The organism is Luteimonas abyssi (genome assembly GCF_001482195.1).
GTDB classification, from domain to species: domain Bacteria; phylum Pseudomonadota; class Gammaproteobacteria; order Xanthomonadales; family Xanthomonadaceae; genus Luteimonas; species Luteimonas abyssi.
Window position 1 is genome coordinate 288,169 of sequence record NZ_KQ759763.1, and the last position, 23,884, is coordinate 312,052.

Below are 23,884 nucleotides of genomic sequence, written 5' to 3' on the forward strand. Positions count from 1 at the left end.
TGCCGGTGGCGCCAGGGGGCGCGTCAGTCGGCTTCGCCGCGCCCCTGTGCACGGGCACGGGCGATCACGGCGCGGACCTGCGCGCGATCCTGGTGGCGCGAGATCGCCACGGCGCCCAGCGACAAGGCGATCTCGCGCAGGTCGGCGGGGATGTCGTAATGCGCGCCGCTGGTCTTGTTCTGGAACGCGCGCCTGGGCATCCCCAGTCGCGTTGCGAAGGCGTGCAGTTCGTCGAGCGTGTCGGCCATCAGGTGCGCCCAGCGGCGGCCACGCCACAGGGTGACCGCATCGTCCACGTACACCGCCATGCCCGGCGTCAGCGTGCCGGCGCCGGAAACTCGCGGCGGACCCAGTCGTCGATCATGCGCTTCTCGTAGTACAGCGGCTGGCTGGTGCGCCCGGCGCCGATGCCGGAGGTGAGGTAGGCCGGGTCGCGCAGGATCCGCTCGCCGTCCTCGATCACCTGCCCGGAGGCCGTGGTCCGGCGCAGGGTCAGGATGAGCTGCGGCCAGTGGATGTCGCGCATCATGCGGACGCGATCGAAATCCGGGCCGCGCCAGGGCTCGTAATCGCCCGCGCGACGAATGTCGGTGATGGTGATGTCGGCGCGCTCGCCCTCGGGCAGGCGTGCAGCGACGGCCTTCTGGAGATGTTCGGCCAGATCCTGCACCCACGTGCCGCGCCGTGCCTCGGCCCGGTTGCCGCTGCGGCTGAGATCGGTGAAGCCGTTGGGATCGGTCCAGGCCACGGCGACATGGTCGAGTTCGGGCAGGGCGCGCGGCAGGTCTGGATTGGTCACGGTGCGGGCCGGCATGTTGCCGCACGCGGCCAGCACGGCGGCGAGCAGGACGGCACCGGTCATCCGGAGCGCGGACAGGTGCAGGAGCCGGTGGCCCTGGAGTGTGTGCGTGGCGCGCATCGCGGTGGCCTCCATCGGAAGGGTGCGTGGTCCCGAGTGTGCGAGCGGGCCGGCAGGCTTTCAAGGGCCGCCCGGAGCGGCACGAGGCGCGCCTCGGCCCGGTTTCACCGGGCGATGCGCTCAGCGCCGCGTGCTCACCGCCAGGCGCTCATCGGGCGAGTTCGGCATCGGCATCGTCCACTAGGGGCTCCAGCGCGCGCCAGACGTGATCGCGCAGGGCCGGCTGGACGGCCGCGGTCGGATGCATGTTGTCGGACTGGAAGCCCGAACGGTCCAGGGCGATCGGCTCGAGCAGGAACGGCAGCAACGGGATGTCGAAGAACCCGGCGAGCTGGGTATAGACGCCTTCGAATCCCAGGGTGTAATCCGCGCCGAGATTGGGCGGCATGCGCATGCCGACCAGCAACACGCGGGCGCCGACGAACTCCGATGCACCGATCATGCGCGCGAGGTTGCGGCGCATCTCGCGCAGCGGCAGGCCGCGCAGGCCGTCGTTGGCACCGAGAGCGATCACCACCACCGCCGGGCGTTCGCGCACGACCGCGTCGACGATGCGCGCCGAGCCGCCGGCCGTGGTTTCGCCGCTGATGCTGGCATTGACCACGCGCCAGTCGGGGTGCTGCTCGCGCAGATCGCTTGCGAGCAGGCCGACCCAGCCTTCATGTGCGGCCATGCCGTAGCCGGCGCTCAACGAATCGCCCATCACCAGCAGGGTACGGGTGGGGGGTGACGCGGTGTGCGTGGCCGCGGGCGATTGCGCCCAGCCTGCAGCCGAGGTCAGCAGGGCGAGGCAGGCGAGCAGCCAGGCGGCGGCGCGATGCGGGCGAGCGGCGAACGGAGACACGAACGACATGGAGGCGTGCACGAAGTGGGGAACGAACACGATAGCCCAGCCTGGCCTCCGCCAGACCGAGCGCACGGTGAACGGGGCGCAGCGTCCCGAGTTTCAGGCATGCGGTCCCGCGCGGGGAGCCCGTACACTCGGTCGTTCATGTTCGGGCTCGAGATCCGCACCAGCGGCCGCCCGCCTCCATACCGATGCCAGGAAGTCGCATGCCCGATTCGCCGTCCGCGCCCGTCGCCTCCGCCCACGCCTCGTCCGCATTCGCCGCGCCTGCCCGGCAGCCTGCCCTGCGCGTCCGCGATCTCGGCAAGCGGGTGGCCCTGCCCGACAGTGCGCTGACGATTCTCGACGGCATCGGCTTCGACATCGCACAGGGCGAAACCGTCGCCATCGTCGGAGCGTCGGGTTCGGGCAAGAGCACGCTGCTGTCGCTGCTGGCCGGGTTGGACCTGCCCTCGTCGGGCGAGATCGAACTCGACGGCACCGCGCTGTCGGTACTGGACGAAGACGGTCGTGCCCGCGTGCGCGCCGACAAGGTCGGCTTCGTGTTCCAGAACTTCCAGTTGCTGCCGTCGCTGACCGCACTGGAGAACGTGATGCTGCCGCTCGAGCTGCGCGGCGACGCCGATGCGCGCGGACCGGCCGAGGCGGAGCTGACCCGGGTCGGGCTGGGCGAGCGCCTGGGGCATTACCCGCGCCAGTTGTCCGGTGGCGAGCAGCAGCGCGTCGCCCTGGCGCGCGCCTTCGTGACGCGTCCGTCGCTGCTGTTCGCCGACGAACCCACCGGCAACCTCGACACCCGCACCGGGCAATCGGTGATCGAGCTGCTGTTCGCGATGAATGCCGATGCCGGCACCACCCTGGTGCTGGTGACACACGACGACCACCTCGCCGCGCGCTGCGGCCGCGTGCTGCGCATCGACAGCGGGCGGCTGGTGGACGCATGAGGACCGTACGCCTCGCCTGGACCCAGTTCGCCCGCGACCTCGCCGCTGGCGAAGTGCGCATCATGCTGGCCGCGCTGGTGCTGGCGGTGCTGGCGGTGAGCGCGGTGGGTTTCGTGACCGACCGTGCCGAGCGTGCGCTGACGCAGCAGGCCAATCGTCTGCTCGGCGGCGACGCGGTGCTGCGGTCCGATGCCCCCATCGACGCCGCGGTGACCGCCGCGGCCGATGCCGCCGGCCTGCAGCACACCGCGACGGTCGAGCTCGACAGCATGATCCGCGTCGGCGACGACCTGCGCCTGGGCGACCTCAGCGCGCTGGGCGAGGGTTACCCGCTGCGCGGAGCGTTCCGGATCGCCGAGCGTGGCGACGGCGACGATCGCGAAGCGGACGGCATTCCGGCGCCGGGCACGGTCTGGCTCAGCCGCGCGGGTGCCGACACGCTGGATGCACGGGTCGGCGACACCGTGTCGCTGGGCGAAGCGCAGTTGCGCCTGGCGGCCCTGGTCACCCAGGAGCCCGACGCCTCGATCGATTACTTCAATGTCGCGCCCAAGGTCTTCCTCAACGTCGCGGACCTGGAGGCGACCGGGCTGGTGCAGGAAGGCAGCCGGATCCGCTACCGGCTCGTGGTGGCCGGCGACCAGGATGCCGTGGAGCGTTTCGCCGGCGGTCTGCGCGACGATCTCGGACGTGGCCAGCGGTTGGAAACCATCCAGGATGCGCGGCCGGAAATCCGCTCGGGTCTCGATCGCGCCGGGCGTTTCCTGGGCCTGGCGGCGCTGGTCTCGGTGGTGCTGGCGGCGGTCGCGGTGGCGATGGCCGCGCGCCGGCACAGCGAACGCCATCTGTCCGGCGTCGCGGTGATGCGCTGCCTCGGCGCGAGCCAGCGCACGCTGGTGGGGATCCACGTGGGCGAGCTGGTGCTGCTTGGCCTCCTCGCCAGCGCGATCGGCGTGGTGCTGGCGTTCGGCCTGCAGTGGGCGGTCGGCGGCTGGATCGCGCGCACGCTCGAACTGGAACTTCCCGGCGCCGGCTGGCTGCCGGCGCTCGAAGGCCTCGGCGTGGGCATGGTGGTGCTGCTGGCCTTCGGTGCGCCGCCGGTGCTGGCCCTGCGCCGCGTACCGGCATTGCGGGTGATCCGTCGCGATCTCGACCCGGTGGAGCCGGCGGCGCTCGCGGTCGCCCTGGCCGGGTTCGTCGGCCTGGGCGCCTTGTTGTGGTGGAAGGCCGGCTCGGCCGATCTCGCCGGCGCCATGCTCGGCGGCATTCTCGCCACGCTGGCGGTCCTGGCGTCGATCGCCTGGGCGTTGATCGCCCTGGTGCGGCGCTTGCGTGGGCGTCTGCGCGGCGGCCTGCGCTATGGTCTGGCGAATGTGAGTCGGCGCGCTGGGGCCAGCATCGCGCAGGTCTCGGCGCTCGGGCTCGGCCTGATGGCGTTGCTGCTGCTGACCTTCGTGCGCACCGATCTGCTCGACCGCTGGCAGCTGCAGCTGGCCGAGAATGCGCCCAATCGTTTCATCGTCAATGTGCAACCGCATCAGCTCGACCCGGTGCGCGTCTTCATGGACGAACGCGGTCTGGAGGCGCCGGAGCTGTTTCCGATGGTCCGCGCGCGCCTGGCTGCACGCAACGGCGAACCGGTGACCGGCGAGACCTATGCCGGCGAGGATGAGCAGACCCGCCGCCGCGCCGAGCGCGAGTTCAACCTGTCGATGTCCGGCGATCTGCGCGACGACAACCGTGTGGTGGACGGGCAGTTCTGGACCGGCACGCCGGCCACGCCGGAGTTCTCGGTGGAGGAGAACTTCGCCAGCCAGCTCGGCTGGCAGGTCGGCGACCGCATCGTCTTCGACATCGCCGGCCAGCCCTTGGAGGCGCCGATCACCAGCCTGCGCAGCGTGGATTGGGAAAGCTTCCGGCCGAACTTCTTCGTGCTCGCCTCGCCCGGCGCGCTGGACGGCTACCCGGCCAGCTACATCACCGCGGTGAGCGTGCCGCCGGAGCAGACCCGCTTCACCGCGGATCTGGTCGGCGCGTTCCCGAACCTGTCGGTAGTCGATGTCGACGCGGTGCTGGCGCAGGTCCGCACCACGGCCGATCAGGTGTCGGTGGTGGTGCAGGCGGTGTTCTGGTTCTCGCTGGTCGCGGGCGTGCTGGTGCTGCTGGCGGCGGTGAGCGCCAGCCAGGACGAACGCCTGCTGGAGGGCGGGGTGATGCGCGTGCTCGGCGGCAGCCGCCGGCAACTGCGCATGGCCCAGGCCACCGAATTCGCCGCCATCGGCCTGCTGGCCGGCCTTGTCGCGGCCATCGCCGCCTCGGTGCTGTCGGGCGTCATCGCCACCCGCGTGTTCGACCTGCCCTGGCAGCCGAACTGGAGCATGGCCGCCTTCGGCGGCGTCTTGGGCATGGCGATGACCCTGCTGGCCGGCATGATCGCCACCCGCCGCGTGGTGGACGCCCCTCCGGCGTTGACGTTGCGGGAGTTGCAGGGCTAGCCACCTGGTGCGGGACGGACGCCCGCCTGCTGGTCGCCCGCTGTCACGATCCCGCCCCTGGGCACCCGGCCTGCCCCGTCGGGCCGCCCCGGCCGTCACGTTCTCCGCGCCTGCGGACAGGGCTGGAGAACGATGGCGGTGGCGTTGCAGCCCTTCCGCTAGGGTCCGCCCTACTGGTCACCAACACCCTGAATACGGATAGTCCGGGCCATCCGCATGCCGCGCCTGGCTGAACGGGCGAGCCGCATCCCGGGCCCGGTTATCCTCCGCACATCGCGTCAGCGCCCGGGTCGGGAGTCTGCGCCGAGGGCGCGCTTGGGGGAGCGTTGGAGCTGCAGTTCATCCGGCGGACGATGAGCGATCGATCGTGCGCGGACCGACACAGGGAGTGGTGGTGCGATGAAGCAGGCGAGTGCGTGGGGCGAGTCGACGTCGGAGATGCTGGCCAAGGTGGCCCGGCTGGGGCAGGACACGCGTCTGATCCGGGCCAGGGCGCCGGTGGAGGACGGCACCTACGTCATCCATCGGGTGCAGGGCAGCGAGGCGCTGTCGACGCCCTACCGGTTCACCGTCGACATGCTGTCGCTGGATGGTCTGCTGGAGCTCAAGCAGGTCATCGGGCAGCCGATGTGCGTGATCGCGAAGGTCGAGGATGTGGGCGATCGCGTGTTTCACGGCTACGTGCGGGAGTTCGCGCGCGTCGGCATGGACGGCGGTCTGGCGCGTTATCGGCTCGAGCTGGCGCCGTGGTTCAGTTTCCTCGACGTCACCAGCAACTGCCGGGTGTTTCAGGACCTCTCGGTGCCGGACATCGTGGGCGAGGTGTTCGAGGCGTACGCGGACCTTGCGCAATTCCGCTTCGATATCGACAAGACGCGCTATCCGCCGCTCAAGTACTGCGTGCAGTACAACGAATCCGATCTCGCGTTCGTCTCGCGGCTGCTCGAGGACGCCGGCATCCACTACAGTTTCGAGCACACCCAGGACGGGCACACGCTGGTGCTCGCCGACGACAGTACCGATTGCGCGCAGATCGACGGCGACGAGCAGGTGCTCTATCACGCGACCGACGACGACAACCCGCATTACGGTCTGGAAACCTGGGTCGCGCGCCGCCGCATCGGCTCGACGCTGCAGGCGCTGAAGAGCTTCGACTTCAAGCAGCCGCGTTCGGCATTGTCGGTCGATCAGCCGCTCGACGTGCCCTGCGGCCGCTTCGCGCGGCTGGAGTCGTACCGCTATGAGGGGGCCGCGCGTTACGGCGACAGCGATGTCGGCCAGGCGCTGGCGGGGTTGCGTGCCGAGGAGACGGCCTGGCAGACCAAGTTGTTCGAAGGCAGCGGCAACCATCGCATGCTGCAGCCGGGGCGCTACTTCCTGCTGCGTGGTCACTACGACCATACCGAGACCGACGAGCAGGCGCGTCGCTTTCTGGTGGTGCGCGCCGATTACGACATGCGCAACAACATCAGCGACGGACTGGAGGAGGCGGGCGACGTCGCCTATGCCTGCACCGTCACCTGCCTGCGTCGCAAGGTCCCCTATCGCCCCGTGCGCGCGACGCCACGTCCGCGCATGCCGGGACCGCAGACCGCGACCGTGGTCGGCCCTCCGCACGAGGACATCCATGCCGATCGCTACGGCCGGGTGAAGGTGCAATTCCCGTGGGATCGGCTGGGGCAGTTCAGCGAGTCCAGTTCGTGCTGGGTGCGCGTGGCCAGCCCCTGGGCGGGCGCCGACATGGGCGGCGTATCGGTGCCGCGCGTGGGCCAGGAAGTGGTGGTGGATTTCCTCGATGGCGATCCGGACCGCCCGATCATCGTCGGCCGCGTCTACAACGAGGACAACATGCCGCCCTTCGGTCTGGAGGTCAGCGGGATCAAATCCAAGACGGTCAACGGCGAGGGGTTCAACGAGCTGACCATGCACGATTCGCCGGGCAAGCAGATGCTCAACATGCATGCCCAGCGCGACATGGCGACGACGGTCCAGAACGACCAGACCGCCACCATCAACAACAACAAGAGCACATCCGTCGCCAGCAACCACAGCATGAGCGTGGGCGCGAACCAGAACATCGCGGTCGGCGGCACGCGCGGGATCGAGGTGACCGGCGACGACAGCCTCGGGGTGACCGGCGCGCGCACCACCAGCATCGCCGGCACCTGCACCACCACGGTCACCGGTGCGACCACCGAAACCCTGCAGGGCGGACGGACGGTCACGGTGGACGTGGGGCATACCGAAACCATCAACGGGCCCTACGAAACCTCGGTGGTCGGCGACTTCACCAGCAACCGCACCGGTACCTGGATCGAGACGGTCACCGGCACCTCGACCCGCAATGTCACCGGCCTGGTCAGCGAGACGCTGGACGCCGGGCGTACCACCCAGGTCACCGGGGACGACACGCGCGGCGTCAGCGGAAAGGTCGACGACAACAACCAGGGCGATCGCACCGTGTCGGTAGGCGGCAAGCTCGAACAGGGCGTCGCCACCACGATGGAGGTCTCGTCGGGCGGCGACATGACGATGGGCTCCGGCGGGACGATGGCATTGGGCGCGGCCAGCGAGGTGGCGATCGGTGTAGGCGAGTCGTCGGGGATCTCGATCACCGGCGGCGAGATCGTCATCAGCTCCGGTGGTTCGACCATCGTGATCGACGCCAGCGGTGTCACGATCAATGGCGCCAAGATCAATCTGAACGCCTGATCGGCGCGGGAGAGCACGCATGGGTGATCCCGTGAGCCCGGTCGAGAAGCGGATCGACCTGTTGGCGCGGTTGTGGCTGGAGGTGGCGCAGACCCCGGATCTGCGCGTGGTGGTCTGGCGGATTCCTCCGAACGCCGATGCCATGCTGGGCGCGTTCTTCGAAGCGCACCGGCAGGCGGACGAGGCGTTGACGCCCGATCTGTTCGTGACCTTCGATACCGCATTCGACACCGGTTTCGGCTACAGCCGCGCGCTGATCGACGCGTTGTGGGAGGGCTACGCCAACAGCCGCGAGACATTGATCGACCAGGGGGTCGGCATCGGCTGGCGCGGCGCGCACGAGACCTGGTCCGACTCGGCCAGCGGCGTCGTGGGCATGTTCGCGTCGTTCGCCGATCACCATCGCGCACGGATGCGGTTCTTCGTGCCGGTATTGATGCCGTCGCAGGTCCTGGGGGTGGAAGCGTTCGGGCACTGGATCGATCATGCGGTCGGCGCCATCGCGGACGCGCCGATCCGGCTGGCGCTCGTCGATCATGCGGACAATCCGCATTGGGACGCCCTGCAGGCGCGGCATCCGGATCACGTCCGGATCGTGGAGGCGCCGATCGACATGTTCGACATCGCCCGCGAGACCGCCGCGCAGGCCGGCGGCGCGGGCCCCGCGGTCGCCTACCGGCAGATGTTCACCGACGTGCTGGCGGCCACCGAAAAGGGCTCCGCCGCACAGGCGGCCTCGCGTGCGGACAGGGCCCTGGCGCTGGCGGCGCGGCAGGGGTGGCACGACCAGCAGGCCGCGCTGAACATGACTGTCGCCGGCGCGCACCTGAAGGAGCGCGACACCGCCAAGGCGATCGCCCGCTATCGCGCCGCGCGCGAGAACGGCGCGCAGGCGCACGCGGCGGGCAACCCGGCCGGCCTGCACCTGGTGATGCAGGCCTGGTTCGGTGAAGGCGGTGCGTGGTTCCTGGCCGACCAGCCCGAACGTGCGGCCGAGGCCTATCTGGGCGGTGCGGAGGCCGCGCGCAGCGTGCCCAACCCGATGTTCGCCCTGGAAGGGCAACGCATGGCCGGCTTCTGCCTGGCGCGCGCGCGTCAGCACGGGCCGGCGCAGGGACACTACCTGCGCGGTCTCCGCGACGCTCGCGACATGGCCCCCGACGACCGCCCCATGACCACGTTGCCGTTGCTGCTGCAGGACATGCTGCGGCTGGAGGACGCCTCGCGTACCGGCAGGCTCGAAGCCGTGGCGGAGGGCTACCAGCGCCGTGTCGCCGACGCACAGGCCGAGGCCGAACGCGACGCCTCGCGTCTCGGCCAGCAGCCGGACCCGAAGGCGATCCGGCGGATCGAGGCACGGATGGAAGATCGCTTCGGGCAGGCGTTCGATGCATCGCGCCAGGAGCGCGAGCGCCTGATCGCCGGTGGCAACGAAATGTTCCGCAAGATCGTATCCGTCGGGCGCGACTATCTGCACGACGGCTGGAACGGGCTGCCCGACATCAAGCATCCGCTCGATGCCGAGCCGGCCACCTGGGAGGCATTGCCGGAGTACGCGCAGTTGCCGGATGCGGCCTCCCTCGAAGACGACGGCGCCGGGACGGCCGCCGCGGAGCCCATCGCCATGGAGAAGACGGCATGACGGTCGCCGCCAAGCATTTCGATCCCCAGTTGGGGATCGACATCCACATGTACGTGTTTCCGCCGTTACCGCTGCCGATTCCATTGCCGACGCCACACATCGGCATCGTCATGGATCCGTTCGACTACATCCCGGTGATCGGCGCCAAGACCCACGTCAACGGCGTCAAGCGCGCGTCGGCGGCCAGCATGGGGCTGGACATCCACATCCCGCTGGGCCTCTTCCATCCGGCCTTCGCGCCCAAATTGCCCACGGGGCCGCATTTCGACGACGAGATCTTCATGGGCAGCAAGACGGTGGCGGCCGACGGCCTGCCGTTCTCGCGGCTGACGATGCCGGTGCTCAGCTGTCAGGCGTTCGGGATGATCGCCCCCGTGCGACCGAACAAGCCGAAGCCGAAGAAGCTGTCGCTGGTGCTGCCGACCACGCTCAACGTGGCGATCCCGAACAATGTCGTCGTCGGCGGGCCACCCACGGTATCGCTGCTCGCGGTGTTGATGCGGGGAGGATTCGCCCTCCTGGGCAAGCTCAACCGGACGTTCCGGCTCACCCAGCGTGCGGGTGCGGCGTTCCGGCGGTTCCGGCAGCACGCGTTCCGCAACATGAAGCCGGGCAACCTCAAGTGCAACGTCCTGCGTGCCGAGCCGGTCGATATCCGCGACGGCAGCGTCTCGGTGGTGCACGAGGACTTCGTGGTGCCCGGACGCCTGCCACTGACGTGGACGCGCGAATACGCTTCGGGCGATCGGTACGAGGGTGCATGCGGGCACGGCTGGCAGAGCCCGGCCGATGTCAGGCTGGAGTTCGACGCGGCGGATGACGTCGTCTTGCTGCACGGTCTGGGCGGCGTCAGCGTGTTTCCCGAGCGCCCCGGCGCGCCCGAAGACGGCGACGTGGTCGAGCCCATCGACGGCGCCCGTCTGGAACTCCACCGTGGCGCGGCCGGCGACGAATGGCGGGTGCGGACCAAGGACGGCCTGATCCAGTGCTTCATCGCGGCGCCGGCCGGTGTCGCCGCCATCGGCCCGCGGGTGCTGCAGATCGCACGCATCGAGGATCGCTGCGGCAATCACTGGCGGTTCGAGCGCAAGGACGGGCACCTGGTCCGCATCGTCGAAAGCGGTAGCACGGATGCGGACGGCACGCCGTTGCAGGGGCGTTACATCGAGGTGGACGCCCGCCACGGCCGCATCGAAGGTCTGCGGTTGTTCGATCCGCAGAGCGGTCTGCACCATCCGCTCGTACGCTATCGCTACGACGCCGCGGGCGACCTGGTCGCCGCCATCGACCCGCTCGGCGCCGAGCGCACGTTCGAGTATGTGCAGCACCGCATGGTCCGGCACACCGACCGCCTGGGGCTGTCCTTCAGCTACGCCTACAACGCGCGTTGGCAGGTCGTCCACGCCTGGGGCGATCATGGTCTCTACGACTATCGCTTCCGCTACGACGATGTGCTGAACGACGTCGAGATCACCGATTCTCTCGGCCACGTCTCGATCGTCAAGTTCGACGCGTACCGCCTGCCCCTGTGCGAGATCGATCCGCTCGATGGCGTGACGGTCTTCGAGTACGACGACTACGGGCGAACCACCGCCATCGTCGACCCGATGGGCCTGCGCACCGAGTTCGCCTACGATGCGCGTGGCAACCAGACCCGTCTGGTCCAGCCCGACGGCACCGCCGTGGTCAGCGAGTACGACGCCGACGACAACCTCGTGACGGTGACCGACCCGGGTGGCCATGCCTGGCGCCAGCACAGCGATGCGCGCGGGCTGTTGCGCGAGCAGGTCGATCCGCTCGGCGCGACGACGCGCTACGACTACGACGCCCATGGGCAGTTGATCGTGCATGCGAGCGCCCGTGGGGCGATCACCCGGATCCAGTACGACCGGCACGGGCAATTGGCGGGTGTGATCGATCCGATGGGCCATTCCAGCCGGTTCGACCACGACGCGCTGGGCCGGCTGCTGCAACAGCATGATCCGCTCGACCAGGTGACGACCTACAGCTACGACGCCAAGGGCCGGCTGCTGGACGTGCGTTCGCCGGGCGGCGGGCAGGTGCGTTGCGAATACGACGCGGAGGATCAACTGATCCGCTATGTGGACGAGGCCGGCGCACAGACCCGGTTGCAGTACGTGGGCATCGGCCAGATCGCCAAGCGGATCCAGCCGGACGGGCATACGGTGGAGTACCACTACGACACCGAAGAGCAGCTGGTCGGACTGACCAATCAGCGCGGCGAACGTCACGAACTCAAGCGCGATGCGCTGGGACGCATCGTCGAGGAAGTGGACTATTGGGGCCAGGCGCGTCGCTACGAGTACGACGCCGCAGGCCGCTTGCGCGCCACTATCGACCCGCTCGGACAGCGGATCGGCTTCGACACCGATCCGCTGGGTCGCATCGTCCGCAAGCGGTTACCGGATCTGCGGCAGCCGGGTCGGCAGGTGACCGAGGGCTTCAAGTACGACGCGCTCGGGCAACTGGTCGAACTGCGCAATCCCAGCCGGCATGCCGTGCGCCGGTTCGATCCCGCCGGACGCCTGGTCGAAGAGGTTCAGGACGGCTTTGCGGTGACATGCGGGTACGACGCCGACGGCAACCGCACGCTGCGCGAGACCGGCGCGGGCCATCGGGTCGCGTGCACCTACGACCTGCGCGGGCAGGTGATCGAGATCGGCATCGACGACGAAGCGCCGATCCGTATCGAGCGGGACGCGCTCGGTCGTGCCACCCACGAACAGCTTGGCGAGCACGTCCAGCGTCGCTTCGACTACGACGCGCGCAACCTGCTGACCGCGCAGCGCGTCCTGCGCGATGTCGCGCCGCTGTTCGACACCGCCTACGGCTACGACACCGCCGGCAACCTCACCCGGCGCGCCGACAGCCAGCAGGGCACCGACGAATACCGCTACGACATCCTCGGCCGGCTGCTGCAGCACACCGATCCGAAATCGCGCGTGGAACGCTTCTTCAACGATCCGGCCGGCGACCGCCTGCAGACCCGAATCCACGAGGTGAAGCTGCGCAAGGTGGTGGGCGGCGAGGACGAGGATCAGGTCCAGTGGACGCGCGAGGGCACCTACGAGGGCGTGCATTACGTGTTCGACCGCGCCGGCGACCTGATCCGCAAGGGCCGCCCCGGCGGCCCGGATGCCGGCGATCTGGACCTGGTCTGGGACGCCAACCATCGCCTGGCCGAGAGTCGCCGCGGCGGCCAGACCACCACCTACGGTTACGACCCGCTGGGCCGGCGCGTGTTCAAGCGCAATCCCACCCACACCACGTGGTTCTACTGGGACGGCGACGCCCTGCTGGGCGAAGTGAAGCAGGCCAACGACGACCCCGAGGCCGCGCCGCTGTGGGTCGGCAACGTGGCCGATCTGGCGGGGGCTCGCAAGCGGCGGGACCGGTTGAAGGCGTTGCATGCGCGCACGCGGGAGTACGTGTACTACCCGGGGACCTTCGTGCCGTTGGCGTTGATCGATCCCCCTGTCGCCATGGGCACGTCGAGTCAGAACATCGCCGTAGATGATGCGCAGAAGCCGCATTCGGGCCCCGTCGGATCGGCGTCCTCGCGGGACCTGCCTGGAGCGGCGCCGCAAGCCACGGCTGGACGGGGCGTGCCAGCCGATCCCGGCACCTCCGGGCTGGGCCTGCCGGGGGGACTGCACCTGCGGGCATCCGCACAGCACGTCGCCCTAGGGGATCGCCCAGCGTCGGGCCTTGTCCTGGGCGGGGCGGGGGCGGTGTTGGGGGCGGGCCGCGTGTTGGACGGGGGACGTGGGAAAGAGACCGTGCTGGGCGGCGATGTCGCTCCCGGGGCCGGCATCCCACGGCCTGGGAACGGCGGTCGCGAGGTCGAGGCGGTGGCGGGTCCTGCGGGTCGGCGCAAGGACGTTCCGGCGCTCCCCCGTCCGCGGCCGGGCGCAACCGAAGACGCCCAGTCGAACACAACGAACCGCGTGTTTCATTTTCATGTGGATCCCAATGGATGCCCTTTCCGATTGAGCGGCTCGTCCGGGCAGATCGTATGGTCGGGCACCTTGACCGCCTGGGGCCTCATGGCCGATGCGGGCGGGAGCAGTATCGACAATCCGCTCCGATTCCAGGGGCAGTACTTCGACGAAGAAACGGGACTGTCCTACAACAGATATCGATACTACGACCCCCACACGGGACAGTACGTGGGACGCGATCCCATCGGTCTGCTGGGTGGCATGAATCCGTACCAGTACGGTCCCAACGGGCAGCAGTGGATCGACCCGCTCGGTCTGGCCAAGGCGAAGATCGACCCGGCCACCGGCGTTCACAGGATGCCGCCCTGGATGCCGGGCATGCGTGGCTGGGAGAGGCAACATCTCGTGCCCTTCGCGGTCTGGCGCGACTTCATGCCGCAGTTGACGCAACTGGGTCTGACCATGGCGGATGTCAACGGTGCACACAACATGATGTACATGCCGCGATTCGCGTCCGCGAGGCCGGCGCAGTATCCCAACATGGGCTTGCATCGCGGCTTCCATCCGATGCATACCGCATACAATCAGCGCGTCGCCCGCGAACTCCGCCAACTCATGGCCGGCCTTCAGGGCAGGAGCTCCTCCGAGGCGAGGGCGGCATTCAGGCAGTTCCAGTTCAGTCTCAGACAGAGAACCCGGACGGGTCGGGTTACGTGCGCGAGGTAGCACATTGATGGCCGAAGGATGTTTCCAACTCTTGAGTCCGAGCCGGTTCGGTGATTTCTCGATCGCAATGCGAGGAGAGGACGAATACGGGACCGGGTACTTCGTCGACGGAGTCACCGAGGCGATCGAGATCGCCCGCGTGGATGTCGACGTGGATGTGAGCATCCAGGCCTTCCGCAAGGCTGCGCCGGATTACTTGCAGACGACGAAGGGAGTGCCTCTTGTCTCACAGGCGTTCAGAGACGAGGCGCTTGTCCACTTTGCGAACGACATCGACGTCGTCGAGGCGCAGTTGCATCTTAATGGAGGGACTGTCGATTTCTTCGCGCTGCGGTTGAAGGCATTGGCGCTGATCGACGTCGATAGGTCGCTGTTCTCGGACATCGGTGGTATCCGGATACTGACCGATCCCGTGTTCGATCCATCAGTGCCGGACTTCTATCTGGCCCGCGACGAGGCGTTCAGGGACTTCATCGTTGCGTCCGGTGCGCTGGTCGCGCTGATCGTCGATAAAAAACTGCGAGTGGAGTACATGCAGTATTGAGGCCGTATCGAGGCCGTCGACTGGCACGGGCTGTCATGCATTGAGAGACCGGCGCACCTCCACTGTTTTCCGGATCCAAGCGAAGGCAGTCGCCGGCCGCACGCCCACCTGCCCCACTCGTGCTGTACGGAGCGGGTCGGCAGACCCGCTCCGCCAGTCAGCGCCCCTCCAGCCGAACGTCTAATCGTCGGCGGTACTTTCCTCGGCGTTGAACCGGCGCGCATACGCGCGCTCTTCACTGATGCGAGCGACTTCAGCGTCCGGCAGTTCCGGCGCACCATAGACGGCGTAGGCGATCTCGCCATCCTGGTGGCCCAGGCGGCGCAGCCGGTAGCGGGTCGCGCCGGAGCCGGTATCGGGCGGGTAATGGACCGGCGGGGTGTCGCCTTCCAGATCGACCTCGCCATTGTCGACGGGGCCTCCGACGAAGAGTGCGCGCATGTGGGATGTCCTGTGCGGAAGAGATGCTCGCAGGGTGGCGGTCCGGATGTTCGGTGTCGATGAAATCGGCATGAGCGATGCGTACATTGCGCTTGCGGTCACGACCGTAGCGGTGGGGGCGGTGGCTTGAGCGGCGGGCCGAAGGGGCGGGCAGGACAGCGATCGCGTGGTGGCGACGCGACACGCTGGCGCCTGGATGAACGCACGCGTCGCGACGCCGACATCATTCGGCGCCCGCTGGGCGGGTTCCGTAGAATCCGCAGTCCGCCCGCCTCGTGAACCGCCGTGTCCGATCCTGCGCTCGATGCCTTGATGTTGCCCTTCGCCGAAGCGCGCCTGGCGCGCGTGCCCGGCGCGCTGTTTCTCGGCGCGCGGGCCGGCGTCGCCCTGCATGCATCGCAATGGCCCGGCCTGGTGTGCGTGCAGGGATTCAGGCCGCAGGCGCAGGCGCTCGAGCGCGACGGGTTCGCTGTGCGCGACGACATCGATGCGTTGGCCGGCGATGCGGGCTGGCCGCTGGTGCTGGTGGTGCCGCCGCGGCAACGCGAAGCCGCGCGTGCCCTGTATGCGCAGGCGTTGGCCCTGGCGGCGCCGGATGCGATGGTCGTGTCGGCGGTGCCGAACGAGGAAGGCGCGAAGTCGGCGGAAGCCGACTTCGTGCGGATCGCGGGTCCTGCTGGGTCGTTGTCGAAGCACAAATGCCGGGTGTTCTGGGCGCGGGCTGGTGCCGGCGGCGACGCTACGCTCGCCGCCGCCTGGCGCGAGGGCGACGCGATCCGCGAGGTCGCGTCCGGCTGGTGGAGCCGGCCCGGCGTGTTCGCCTGGGACCGGATCGACATCGCGTCGGCGTTGTTGATCGAGCATCTGCCGGACACGCTCGCCGGCGACGGCGCCGATCTCGGCGCGGGGACCGGCGTGCTGGCGGCTGCGGTCCTACGGCGCTGCCCCCAGGTCCGTACCCTCGACCTGTACGAGGCCGACGCGCGTGCGCTGGCACTGGCCGGGCGCAACCTCGCGGCCCTGGGGACGAAGGCGTCCGTAGGGCTGCGCTGGCACGACGTCGGCGGTGGCCTGCCGCGGCGCTACGACTTCATCGTCACCAATCCGCCGTTCCACGCGCAGGGGCGTGCCTCCCGGCCCGAGCTGGGGCAGGCGTTCCTGCGCACGGCCGCCGCGGCGTTGCGTCCCGGCGGCGCGCTGTGGCTGGTGGCCAATCGGCAGTTGCCCTACGAACAGACGCTGGGTGAGGGCTTCGCGGAGGTGCGCACGGTGGCGCAACGCGACGGATTCAAGATCATCGCCGCGAGGCGTGCCGCATGAAGCTCGTGCGCCTGTTGGCGAATCTCGGCTACGGCAGCCGCAAGCAGGCAACGTCGCTGTGCCGGCAGGGCCGGGTGACCGATGCCAGCGGCGAGGTGCTGTACGCCGACGACGTGGTCGATCCGGCCGAGGTGCGCGTGGATGGCGTACCGCTGGACCCGCCGCACGGCCTCGTGCTGATGTTGCACAAGCCGGTCGGCTACACCTGTTCCACCAAGGATCCAGGGCGCGTGGTGTACGACCTGCTGCCGCCGCGCTTCCGGCTGCGCAATCCGGCGCTGTCGCCGGTCGGCCGCCTGGACCGCGACACCACCGGCCTGCTGCTGATGACCGACGACGGCACGCTGCTGCACCGGATCGTGTCGCCGAAGTCGGCATTGCCCAAGGTCTACGTGGCCACGCTGGCTCGCGATCTGCGCGGCGACGAGGCGGCGGTGTTCGCGAGTGGCGCACTGCTGCTGGAGTCCGACGACAAGCCCCTGATGCCGGCGGGGATGGAGGTGCTCGGCCCACGATGCGCGCGGCTGACCCTGCACGAAGGCCGCTACCACCAGGTGCGGCGGATGTTCGCTGCCGTCGGCAACCACGTCGAGGCCCTGCATCGCGAGCGCATCGGCGGGCTGACGCTCGCCCCCCTGGCCGAGGGCGCCTGGCGCGCACTGACGGGCGAAGATGTGGCGCGCCTGTTCGGAACCGCGACGTGACCGGGTCCGCTGGCCTTCCCGTGTCTGCGGAGCACATGCCCGAGGTGAACCGTTCACCGGCGGACGGATCGGACACGGCCGGGCCTGGTCCCGAGCCGCTCGCCGGCCTGCCCGACGCGGTGATCTTCGACATGGACGGCCTGCTGCTCGAGAGCGAGCGGGCCATCGTGGAGACCCAGCGCCAGGCGGCCGCGGCGCTGCAGGTGGCGATCGAGCCGGCCTGGTGGCTGGGCATGGTCGGCTACACCGACGCCATGTGCCGGGAGCGACTGGTCGCACTGGTCGGGAAGGTCACGGCGGACGCGCTGCTCGCGCGGAGCCAGGCCGCGTATCTGGCGATCGCCGAGGCGGGCCTGCCGCACCGGCCGGGCGTCGTCGCGTTGCTGGACTGGCTGCGCGCGGCCCAGGTGCCATGCGCGGTGGCGACGTCCACGGGGCACCCGCTGGCGGAACGCAAGCTGGCCGCCGCGGGGCTGCTCGACTACTTCGACACGGTCTGCACCAGCAGCGACGTGGCGCAGCCCAAGCCGGCGCCCGACATCTATCGCCTCGCGGCGCGTCGCCTCGGCGTGCCGCCCGCGCGTTGCCTGGCGTTGGAGGACTCGCCCACCGGTGTGCGCGCGGCACTCGCCGCGGGCATGACGGCGATCCAGGTGCCGGATCTGGTGGACCCCGATGCCGGCGTGCGCGCGCTCGGGCACCGGATCGTCGCGTCGCTCGCCGATGTGCAGGCCCTGCTGGAAGCCGCAGCCAGCGGCGCCCATCGCTGATTCCGGAACCGAGCTGTCGCGGATGCGGGTTTCGACATGACGGTCCTCGACGACCGTCTCGTCGCGTCGTGCTGCAGGAGGCGACGCGGCACGGCCTGCACGTTCCGCCGGCTCACACGTACTGCATCTTCCGGCTCATGCCGCCGTCGGCGACGAACTCCTGACCGGTCACGAAGCCCGACAGCCGGGGCGACAGCAAATGCACCGCGAGGGCGCCGATATCGTCGGGTGTCCCGACCCGCCCCGCCGGATGTTGTGCATGATCGGCGCGAGAGAGGTTGGGGCGTCGTCGTCTTGCCGGCGCGCGCCAGGCCTCGGTGGCGATCCAGCCGGGACTGATCGCGTTGACGCGGACCCGCGGACCCGCGCTCAGTGCGAGCGCGTGGGTGAAGGCCAGCAGGCCGCCCTTGGCCGCCGCGTAGGCTTCGCTGTGCGGCTCCGATTGGTGCGCGCGGGTGGAGGCGATGTTGACGATGGCGCCCCCGCCGTCGCTTTCGGACAATGCCGCCAGTGCATGCTTGCTGCAGAGAAAGGCGCCGTGCAGGCTCGACAGGCGCCGGTTCCACTCGGACCAGTCCAGGGCCGACAGCGCCGGCACGTGCGGGTCGGCGACGCCGGCGTTGTTGACCAAGCCGTCGATACGGCCGAAACGCCGTAGCGCGGCGTCGACGAAATCCGAGACGCTGCGTTCGCGTGCCACATCCAGGGTGCGGAACAGGGCATCGTCCGGACGGTCCCACTCGGACAGGCAGGCCCGCCCCGCACCAGTGTCGAGATCGCCTATCGCCACCTTGCCGCCCGCGCCCAGGATCGTCTGCGCGATGCCACGTCCCACGCCTTGCGCACCGCCGGTGACCAGGACGACGCGCCCGTCCAGCGGGCGTTGGGGCCAGGCGGCGATGTCGGGGACGAGACTCATGACGTGCACCGGAACGGACGGAGCGCCAGTCTCGCGCTCCACCGGCTAAGTGCGCGTGGAGGCGGCGTAAGCGAACTATTGCGCCGCGTGCGGGGACCCGGCGGACTTCGAGCGGCGCATCCGGTCGCGGGCCTCGGCATCGATCGCCGTGAAGGGTCGCGACGTTTCCGGGTGGTCTGTCAGTCGGTCTCGCCGGCGTGTTCGAGCATGTCGATCAACATGTCGCGGATGTGGGCGTCGGCGGTGGCGTAGAACACCTGGCGCTGACGTCGTTCCCCGCGGACCAGGCGCGCGCCGCGCAGCAGGCGCAGGTGGTGGCTCACCAGCGGTTGCGAGGCGTCGATCCGCTGTGCGATGTCGCCCACGGCGATCGGGCCGTCCAGACATGCCAGCAGCACGCGCAGGCGGGTGGGGTCGCCGAGCAGGCGATAGGTGGCGGCGATGGTGTCGAGGCGCGCGTCGTCGATCAATGCGGGTGCTCCGGCGCGTCGGGCGCACGGTCCAGCGCGCAACGAACTCCGGTGTCGTGCAGCACCTCGACCGTGGCATGGCCGATGCCGAAGCGCTCGGCAAGGGCGTGCTTCACCGCCGTCACGGTGACGCCCGGCGCAGCGTCGTCGGCCACGCCCAGTTCGAGGGTGGCGAGCACCCGGCCCGAGGTGATCGACCACACGTGTACGTGCTGCACCTCGGCCACGCCCGGAATCTCGTCGAGCAGGTATCGGCGCAGCGCGTCCACATCCAGATCGGGCGGAGCCCCCTCCATCAGGATGTGGAACGCGCCGCGCAGCAGCGCCCAGGCGCTGCGCAGGATCAGCAGGCAGACCAGTGCCGACAGGATCGGATCGATCGCCATCCATCCGGTGAAATGGATCACGACCGCCGCGACGATCGCGGCCACCGAGCCGAGCAGGTCGCCCAGCACATGCACCATCGCACCGCGGATGTTGACGTGATCGCGGTCGCCGCGATGCAGGATCCAGAACACCACGATGTTGACGAGCAGGCCGACCGTGGCGACGGCCAGCATCGGCCCGGCGAGGACTTCGCCGGGGCTGCGCAGGCGATGGAACGCCTCCCAGAAGATCCATGCCACCAGTGCGAACAGGGTCAACGCATTGATCAGGCCGGCCAGCACTTCCAGGCGCATGTAGCCGAACGTGCGGCGTGCGTCGGAGGCGCGACGGCCAATGCGGAACCCGAGCCAGGCCAGGGCGAGCGCGGCCGCATCGGTGAGCATGTGTCCGGCGTCGGCGATCAGTGCCAGCGAGCCGGAGATCAGGCCCCCGATCACCTCCACGACCATGAAGCTCGCGGTGAGGATCAGGGCGGCCAGGACGACCCGTTCGTTGCGCGCCGAGACCGAGGGCGCGTGGTCGTGGTCGTGATGCCCGTGTGCGTGATCGTGTGCATGACCGGCATGACCGGCATGACCGGCATGCGTGGCGGCGGTGCTGTCGTCGGGGGGCGGGGCGGATGCGGACATGACGATGCGGAGGCGGGACCGGGCGATTGCCCGCCATTATATATACATATGTTTATATGTTTTCCAGTGGCCCTGCGGCGGCGTCGGAGCGAAGCCGCTGGGCCGCGCCGCATGCGGTCGCCTACGACGTGACCGGTGGCTCCGGGCGGTCGTCGAACAGGCGCATCCAGCCGTCGTGGCCCAGTGTTTCCAGCGTGCGTACGTTGCGTTCGATGATGACGTCGGGGTCGGGATACGCGGCCACCGCCCGCGTCACGCTGTCCTCGCGAAGCAGGTGCAGGGTGGGGTGGGGGGACCGGTTGGTGTGGTTGGCGATGTCGTCGTCCGCGGTGCCGGCGAACCGGTAATCGGGATGGAAGCTCGCCACCTGCAGCACGCCTTCCAGGTCCAGCTCGGCCACCAGAGCTTCGGCGAGCTCGAGGAAATCGTTGTAATCGAGAAAGTCGCCCAGCACCTGCGGATGGATCAGCAGCGTGGTGTCCACGACGTCCGGCGGGGTGTCGCGCAAGCGCGCGAGTTCCTCGGCCAGGGTCTGCAGCAGCGCCTCGGGGGTGGTCGCATCGCTGAGCACGAAGCGCACCTGGTCCTTGGCCGTCACGGCCTTGGCGAACGGGCACAGGTTGAGGCCGATCACCGCGCGCTCCAGCCAGCGGCGGGTGTCGGCGACGGGGTCCCGGGGCGCGGGGGGCGTGGACGACATGGCGGGGCTCCAGAAGGCGGGGCACGATAGCGTACGCCTGCAGTGCGGAGCGGGCTCCCCACGATGCGGGGCGCAGGCCCTAAGCTATGCCGCCCGCGCCGGCCTTTCCGCATGTCCGCCGTTCCCGATCCGTCGCCGAAGCCGCAGCCTGCTGCGCCGCTGTACGACCCCCGTCGCGCGGCGATCTGGATGTTGCTGGCGGTCGCCCTGTTCGCGGTGATGGACGGCGGCATGAAGTGGCTGTCCGGCGACTACCCGCCCCTGCAGGTGGCGGCGCTGCGTGGAGCGGCCGCGCTGCCGCTGGTGTTCGCGTGGATCGCCTGGAGCGGCGCCCTGCGCGGGCTGCTGGCGGTGCGCTGGCGGTTGCACCTGCTGCGCGGCGCGCTGGGGCTGCTGATGATGTGGGGTTTCATCTACGGTCTGGCGCGGATGCCGATGACCACGGCATACGCGATCGTCTTCGTCGCGCCGCTGATGGTGACCGCACTGGCGGTGCCGCTGCTGGGAGAACGGGTCGGGCCGCGGCGCTGGGTGGCGATCGTGGTCGGCCTGCTCGGCGTGCTGGTGGTGTTGCGACCGACCGCGGACGGTGTCGCCACCTGGCCCGGTCTCGTGCTGGTGCTGGCCGCGGCGTGCTATTCCGGCGCGGCCATCACCGTGCGCCTGCTGGCCCAGCGCGACAGCGTGCAGTCGATGGTGTTCTGGTTCCTGGCGATGATCGCGGTCGGCGCCGGCTTGCTCGCACTGCCCGACTGGCAGCCCATCGCCCTGCGCGACGTCCTGCCGATCCTCGTCGTCGGCGCGTCCGGTGCGCTGGGCCAGGTGGCGCTGACCCACGCGTTCCGGCTCGGCGAGGCGTCGCAATTGGCGCCGCTGGAGTACACCGGGCTGGTGTGGGTGGTGCTGCTAGATCTCAGCGTGTGGGGCGTGCTGCCCGACGGCATGACCTGGCTGGGGGCGGCGATCATCGTCGCCAGCGGGCTGTACATGATGCGGCGGGAGCGGATCCGCGCGCACGAGCACCTCGTCGAGTCCGCCGACACGCCGCCCTGATCGCGGCGGGCGCACAGTGGCGCCATGCCGCTGCTGCTCCTGCCCCTCGCCGTGCTGCTCCTGCTGGTCGTGGCCGCGGCCTCGCCGCTGGTCCTGTGGCGTCGCCATCGCACGGGACGTGCCTGGCGCACGGCGCGCGGCTGGCACCTGTCGCTGATGGCGTGGACGTTGTTACCGGCGATTCCGATGGTGCTCGTGGGCGCGTGGCTGGCGCAGCGCTGGGTGCCCCACGCCGGGACCTGGGCCCTGTGCGGCATCGTGATCGGCAGCGTGCTCGCGTGGGTGCGCGTGGCGACGATGAAGGTTGAGCGGGGTATGGACGGCATCCGCTATGCGCCCGATCCCTGGGTGCCGCTCGGCCTGGCGCTGCTGGTGGCGGGGAAGCTGGTCTGGGTCGTGTGGGCCGCCTGGCAAGGCTGGCGCGGCGCACCTCCCGTCGACGCGTGGTGGGCCTCGCGCGTCGTGTTCTTCGGCCTGGGCGGCCTGCTGTCGGGACATGCCGTGGCGCATGCCTGGGGCGTGCGCTGGCGGTTGTCCGGGGTGCGCCGACGGCGTGTGCGTGTGGTGGGTTGAATGCCGCCGTCGCCAGAAGCATCCCGCCGAGACGGCATCCGTCTGCGAGCCACGCACATCGGCCGAGCACAGAAAAGCGGCCCCGAAGGGCCGCCTTGGTCACACTGGGATGTCGCTGCGCAGGGCGTTGCGATCAGAAGCGCGCGCCGACGCCGACGCCCACGGTCCACGGATCAAGCTTGAGATCACGCGCCACGGTCTCGCCGGTGCTGCCCAGGCGGGCATCCGAACGGGCACGCATGTAGCGCGCGTCGGCACGGGCGAACCAGGTGGGGGTGATGTTGAAGTCGATACCCACGGTGCCGATCGCGCCGCGCGGCGTGGTCAGGCCGATGTGGTCGCCGCCCGGGTTCAGGTCTTCATTGCTGATGTTGGACTCGTAGAGGCCCAGGCCCACGAACGGACGGAAGACGTTGTCGGCTTCGCCGAAGTGGTACTGACCGCTCAGTGCGATCGGCTGCTGCTCGATCGTACCGACCTTGCCTTCAGGACCGCGCACGCGGTGGTTGAAGCGATCGGCGGCACCCCAGAGCTCGACGCCCCAGTTGTCGGTGATGTGATACGAGGCGCTCAGCGTGGGCGCGGGGCCGCCGTCGATGTCGTAACCGGTCGCGGGATCGTGATGCGGCTGCAGCAGGGTGACGCCGCCGACGACGGAGAAGCGCTTGCCGGATGCGGTGTCGCCGCCGCTCTGGGCGAATGCGGGGGCCGCGGCCAGAGCGAGGGCGGATGCGAGGGTGAGAGTGCGGAGTACGGTCATGGGGGATCTCCTCGATTGCGTTTCTTGTTGTGTGTCGCGTGATGCCCCGGGGAGAGGGCGCGCACACCGTATCGAGGCGCGGGTGAACAGCAGTCTGCCCATTCGTTAAACCCGGCCGCCCGTTTTCATCTTCGCTTCAGTGGGCACCGGTATACCGCGCAACCACGCGGGTTGCGTCCCACGTGCGGCAGGCTGCGAAGGCACGGCTGCAACGCACCGATGCGCACACCGGGCGAGCGACGCCGGATGAATCCCGGCGGGATGATCCTGTGGCGGGCGCCGAACGCGCCCGGCCAGTGCCCCGGATCAAGCGCGCCTATGCCCCCGCTGCGTCCATTCGCATGCGTATGTATCAGCTGAAACGAAT

At 69.6% G+C, this 23,884-nt stretch carries 20 protein-coding genes; 11 read left to right on the plus strand and 9 right to left on the minus strand.

Annotated features, from left to right (window positions below; translation table 11 throughout):
* Nucleotides 1–23: 23 nt before the first annotated feature.
* From RG19_RS01095 to RG19_RS01105, 3 genes are all read right to left on the minus strand, one after another.
* Entirely contained in the window at nucleotides 24–308 is a 285-nt protein-coding gene (locus RG19_RS01095) for a DUF4031 domain-containing protein (protein WP_058833647.1), read from the minus strand.
* Nucleotides 309–316: 8 nt separating this feature from the next.
* Nucleotides 317–862 carry a DUF3016 domain-containing protein gene (locus tag RG19_RS01100; protein WP_058836338.1) on the minus strand — a complete coding sequence of 182 codons (546 nt, stop codon included), beginning with the start codon at nucleotides 860–862 and terminating at the stop codon, nucleotides 317–319.
* Between the two features lie 205 nt (nucleotides 863–1,067).
* Nucleotides 1,068–1,772, minus strand: a complete 705-nt coding sequence (locus RG19_RS01105; protein ID WP_082672401.1) for an arylesterase — start codon at nucleotides 1,770–1,772, stop codon at nucleotides 1,068–1,070.
* A gap of 200 nt (nucleotides 1,773–1,972) precedes the next feature.
* On the opposite strand from RG19_RS01105, the gene RG19_RS01110 reads away from it, so the two are divergent.
* The 6 genes from RG19_RS01110 (at nucleotide 1,973) to RG19_RS01135 (ending at nucleotide 14,791) form a co-directional block, all read left to right on the plus strand.
* Entirely contained in the window at nucleotides 1,973–2,710 is a 738-nt protein-coding gene (locus RG19_RS01110) for an ABC transporter ATP-binding protein (RefSeq protein ID WP_082672402.1), read from the plus strand.
* On the plus strand, nucleotides 2,707–5,205 hold the full coding sequence (locus RG19_RS01115; protein ID WP_058833648.1) for an ABC transporter permease: 2,499 nt from the start codon (nucleotides 2,707–2,709) through the stop codon (nucleotides 5,203–5,205). Before RG19_RS01110 ends, RG19_RS01115 begins: the two co-directional genes overlap by 4 nt.
* Nucleotides 5,206–5,604: 399 nt before the next feature.
* Complete coding sequence (locus RG19_RS01120; RefSeq protein WP_238376565.1) at nucleotides 5,605–7,917, plus strand: type VI secretion system Vgr family protein; 2,313 nt, start codon at nucleotides 5,605–5,607, stop codon at nucleotides 7,915–7,917.
* 19 nt (nucleotides 7,918–7,936) lie between these two features.
* Nucleotides 7,937–9,559, plus strand: a complete 1,623-nt coding sequence (locus RG19_RS01125; protein ID WP_058833649.1) for a hypothetical protein — start codon at nucleotides 7,937–7,939, stop codon at nucleotides 9,557–9,559.
* Nucleotides 9,556–14,247, plus strand: coding sequence for an RHS repeat-associated core domain-containing protein (locus tag RG19_RS01130; protein ID WP_058833650.1), 4,692 nt, complete (start codon nucleotides 9,556–9,558; stop codon nucleotides 14,245–14,247). The genes RG19_RS01125 and RG19_RS01130 overlap by 4 nt, the downstream gene beginning before the upstream one ends.
* 7 nt (nucleotides 14,248–14,254) lie before the next feature.
* Nucleotides 14,255–14,791 (plus strand): hypothetical protein, encoded by a 537-nt coding sequence (locus RG19_RS01135; RefSeq protein ID WP_157515122.1) that lies wholly within the window; start codon nucleotides 14,255–14,257, stop codon nucleotides 14,789–14,791.
* Nucleotides 14,792–14,971: 180 nt separating this feature from the next.
* Here the strand turns inward: RG19_RS01135 and RG19_RS01140 are convergent, their stop codons facing one another.
* Complete coding sequence (locus RG19_RS01140) at nucleotides 14,972–15,232, minus strand: hypothetical protein (RefSeq protein WP_058833652.1); 261 nt, start codon at nucleotides 15,230–15,232, stop codon at nucleotides 14,972–14,974.
* Between the two features lie 312 nt (nucleotides 15,233–15,544).
* Here RG19_RS01140 and RG19_RS01145 point away from each other — a divergent pair, with 312 nt between their 5' ends.
* From RG19_RS01145 to RG19_RS01155, 3 genes are all read left to right on the plus strand, one after another.
* Complete coding sequence (locus tag RG19_RS01145) at nucleotides 15,545–16,552, plus strand: class I SAM-dependent methyltransferase (RefSeq protein ID WP_058836342.1); 1,008 nt, start codon at nucleotides 15,545–15,547, stop codon at nucleotides 16,550–16,552.
* On the plus strand, nucleotides 16,549–17,256 hold the full coding sequence (locus tag RG19_RS01150) for a pseudouridine synthase (protein WP_058833653.1): 708 nt from the start codon (nucleotides 16,549–16,551) through the stop codon (nucleotides 17,254–17,256). The genes RG19_RS01145 and RG19_RS01150 overlap by 4 nt, the downstream gene beginning before the upstream one ends.
* Before the next feature lie 107 nt (nucleotides 17,257–17,363).
* The gene (locus tag RG19_RS01155; RefSeq protein ID WP_274377955.1) at nucleotides 17,364–18,026 is read left to right on the plus strand and encodes an HAD family hydrolase; all 663 of its coding nucleotides are present in this window, start codon (nucleotides 17,364–17,366) and stop codon (nucleotides 18,024–18,026) included.
* A gap of 112 nt (nucleotides 18,027–18,138) precedes the next feature.
* Here the strand turns inward: RG19_RS01155 and RG19_RS01160 are convergent, their stop codons facing one another.
* The 4 genes from RG19_RS01160 to RG19_RS01175 form a co-directional block, all read right to left on the minus strand.
* Nucleotides 18,139–18,945: an SDR family oxidoreductase gene (locus RG19_RS01160; protein WP_058833654.1), complete on the minus strand. Its 807-nt coding sequence runs from the start codon at nucleotides 18,943–18,945 to the stop codon at nucleotides 18,139–18,141.
* 179 nt (nucleotides 18,946–19,124) lie between these two features.
* Nucleotides 19,125–19,415 carry an ArsR/SmtB family transcription factor gene (locus tag RG19_RS17980; protein WP_058833655.1) on the minus strand — a complete coding sequence of 97 codons (291 nt, stop codon included), beginning with the start codon at nucleotides 19,413–19,415 and terminating at the stop codon, nucleotides 19,125–19,127.
* A complete protein-coding gene (locus RG19_RS01170; RefSeq protein WP_082672404.1) occupies nucleotides 19,412–20,431 on the minus strand; it encodes a cation diffusion facilitator family transporter in 1,020 nt (339 codons plus the stop codon). The genes RG19_RS17980 and RG19_RS01170 overlap by 4 nt, the downstream gene beginning before the upstream one ends.
* 121 nt (nucleotides 20,432–20,552) lie before the next feature.
* Complete coding sequence (locus RG19_RS01175; protein WP_058833656.1) at nucleotides 20,553–21,131, minus strand: DUF1415 domain-containing protein; 579 nt, start codon at nucleotides 21,129–21,131, stop codon at nucleotides 20,553–20,555.
* Nucleotides 21,132–21,242: 111 nt separating this feature from the next.
* Here RG19_RS01175 and RG19_RS01180 point away from each other — a divergent pair, with 111 nt between their 5' ends.
* Nucleotides 21,243–22,184, plus strand: coding sequence for a DMT family transporter (locus RG19_RS01180; RefSeq protein WP_425599680.1), 942 nt, complete (start codon nucleotides 21,243–21,245; stop codon nucleotides 22,182–22,184).
* 24 nt (nucleotides 22,185–22,208) lie between these two features.
* A complete protein-coding gene (locus RG19_RS01185) occupies nucleotides 22,209–22,757 on the plus strand; it encodes a CcdC protein domain-containing protein (RefSeq protein ID WP_058833657.1) in 549 nt (182 codons plus the stop codon).
* A gap of 133 nt (nucleotides 22,758–22,890) precedes the next feature.
* Here RG19_RS01185 and RG19_RS01190 read toward each other — a convergent pair whose 3' ends face one another.
* Nucleotides 22,891–23,517 (minus strand): OmpW/AlkL family protein, encoded by a 627-nt coding sequence (locus RG19_RS01190; RefSeq protein WP_058833658.1) that lies wholly within the window; start codon nucleotides 23,515–23,517, stop codon nucleotides 22,891–22,893.
* Nucleotides 23,518–23,884: the final 367 nt, after the last annotated feature.

What these genes read in the sequence shown, in the direction of transcription:
- RG19_RS01095 (WP_058833647.1), bottom strand. Translation starts at nt 308, where the DNA reads ATGGCGGTGTACGTGGACGATGCGGTCACCCTGTGGCGTGGCCGCCGC.
- RG19_RS01100 (WP_058836338.1), bottom strand. Translation starts at nt 862, where the DNA reads ATGACCGGTGCCGTCCTGCTCGCCGCCGTGCTGGCCGCGTGCGGCAAC.
- RG19_RS01105 (WP_082672401.1), bottom strand. Translation starts at nt 1,772, where the DNA reads ATGTCGTTCGTGTCTCCGTTCGCCGCTCGCCCGCATCGCGCCGCCGCC.
- RG19_RS01110 (WP_082672402.1), top strand. Translation starts at nt 1,973, where the DNA reads ATGCCCGATTCGCCGTCCGCGCCCGTCGCCTCCGCCCACGCCTCGTCC.
- RG19_RS01115 (WP_058833648.1), top strand. Translation starts at nt 2,707, where the DNA reads ATGAGGACCGTACGCCTCGCCTGGACCCAGTTCGCCCGCGACCTCGCC.
- RG19_RS01120 (WP_238376565.1), top strand. Translation starts at nt 5,605, where the DNA reads ATGAAGCAGGCGAGTGCGTGGGGCGAGTCGACGTCGGAGATGCTGGCC.
- RG19_RS01125 (WP_058833649.1), top strand. Translation starts at nt 7,937, where the DNA reads ATGGGTGATCCCGTGAGCCCGGTCGAGAAGCGGATCGACCTGTTGGCG.
- RG19_RS01130 (WP_058833650.1), top strand. Translation starts at nt 9,556, where the DNA reads ATGACGGTCGCCGCCAAGCATTTCGATCCCCAGTTGGGGATCGACATC.
- RG19_RS01135 (WP_157515122.1), top strand. Translation starts at nt 14,255, where the DNA reads ATGGCCGAAGGATGTTTCCAACTCTTGAGTCCGAGCCGGTTCGGTGAT.
- RG19_RS01140 (WP_058833652.1), bottom strand. Translation starts at nt 15,232, where the DNA reads ATGCGCGCACTCTTCGTCGGAGGCCCCGTCGACAATGGCGAGGTCGAT.
- RG19_RS01145 (WP_058836342.1), top strand. Translation starts at nt 15,545, where the DNA reads ATGTTGCCCTTCGCCGAAGCGCGCCTGGCGCGCGTGCCCGGCGCGCTG.
- RG19_RS01150 (WP_058833653.1), top strand. Translation starts at nt 16,549, where the DNA reads ATGAAGCTCGTGCGCCTGTTGGCGAATCTCGGCTACGGCAGCCGCAAG.
- RG19_RS01160 (WP_058833654.1), bottom strand. Translation starts at nt 18,945, where the DNA reads ATGAGTCTCGTCCCCGACATCGCCGCCTGGCCCCAACGCCCGCTGGAC.
- RG19_RS01170 (WP_082672404.1), bottom strand. Translation starts at nt 20,431, where the DNA reads ATGTCCGCATCCGCCCCGCCCCCCGACGACAGCACCGCCGCCACGCAT.
- RG19_RS01175 (WP_058833656.1), bottom strand. Translation starts at nt 21,131, where the DNA reads ATGTCGTCCACGCCCCCCGCGCCCCGGGACCCCGTCGCCGACACCCGC.
- RG19_RS01180 (WP_425599680.1), top strand. Translation starts at nt 21,243, where the DNA reads ATGTCCGCCGTTCCCGATCCGTCGCCGAAGCCGCAGCCTGCTGCGCCG.
- RG19_RS01185 (WP_058833657.1), top strand. Translation starts at nt 22,209, where the DNA reads ATGCCGCTGCTGCTCCTGCCCCTCGCCGTGCTGCTCCTGCTGGTCGTG.
- RG19_RS01190 (WP_058833658.1), bottom strand. Translation starts at nt 23,517, where the DNA reads ATGACCGTACTCCGCACTCTCACCCTCGCATCCGCCCTCGCTCTGGCC.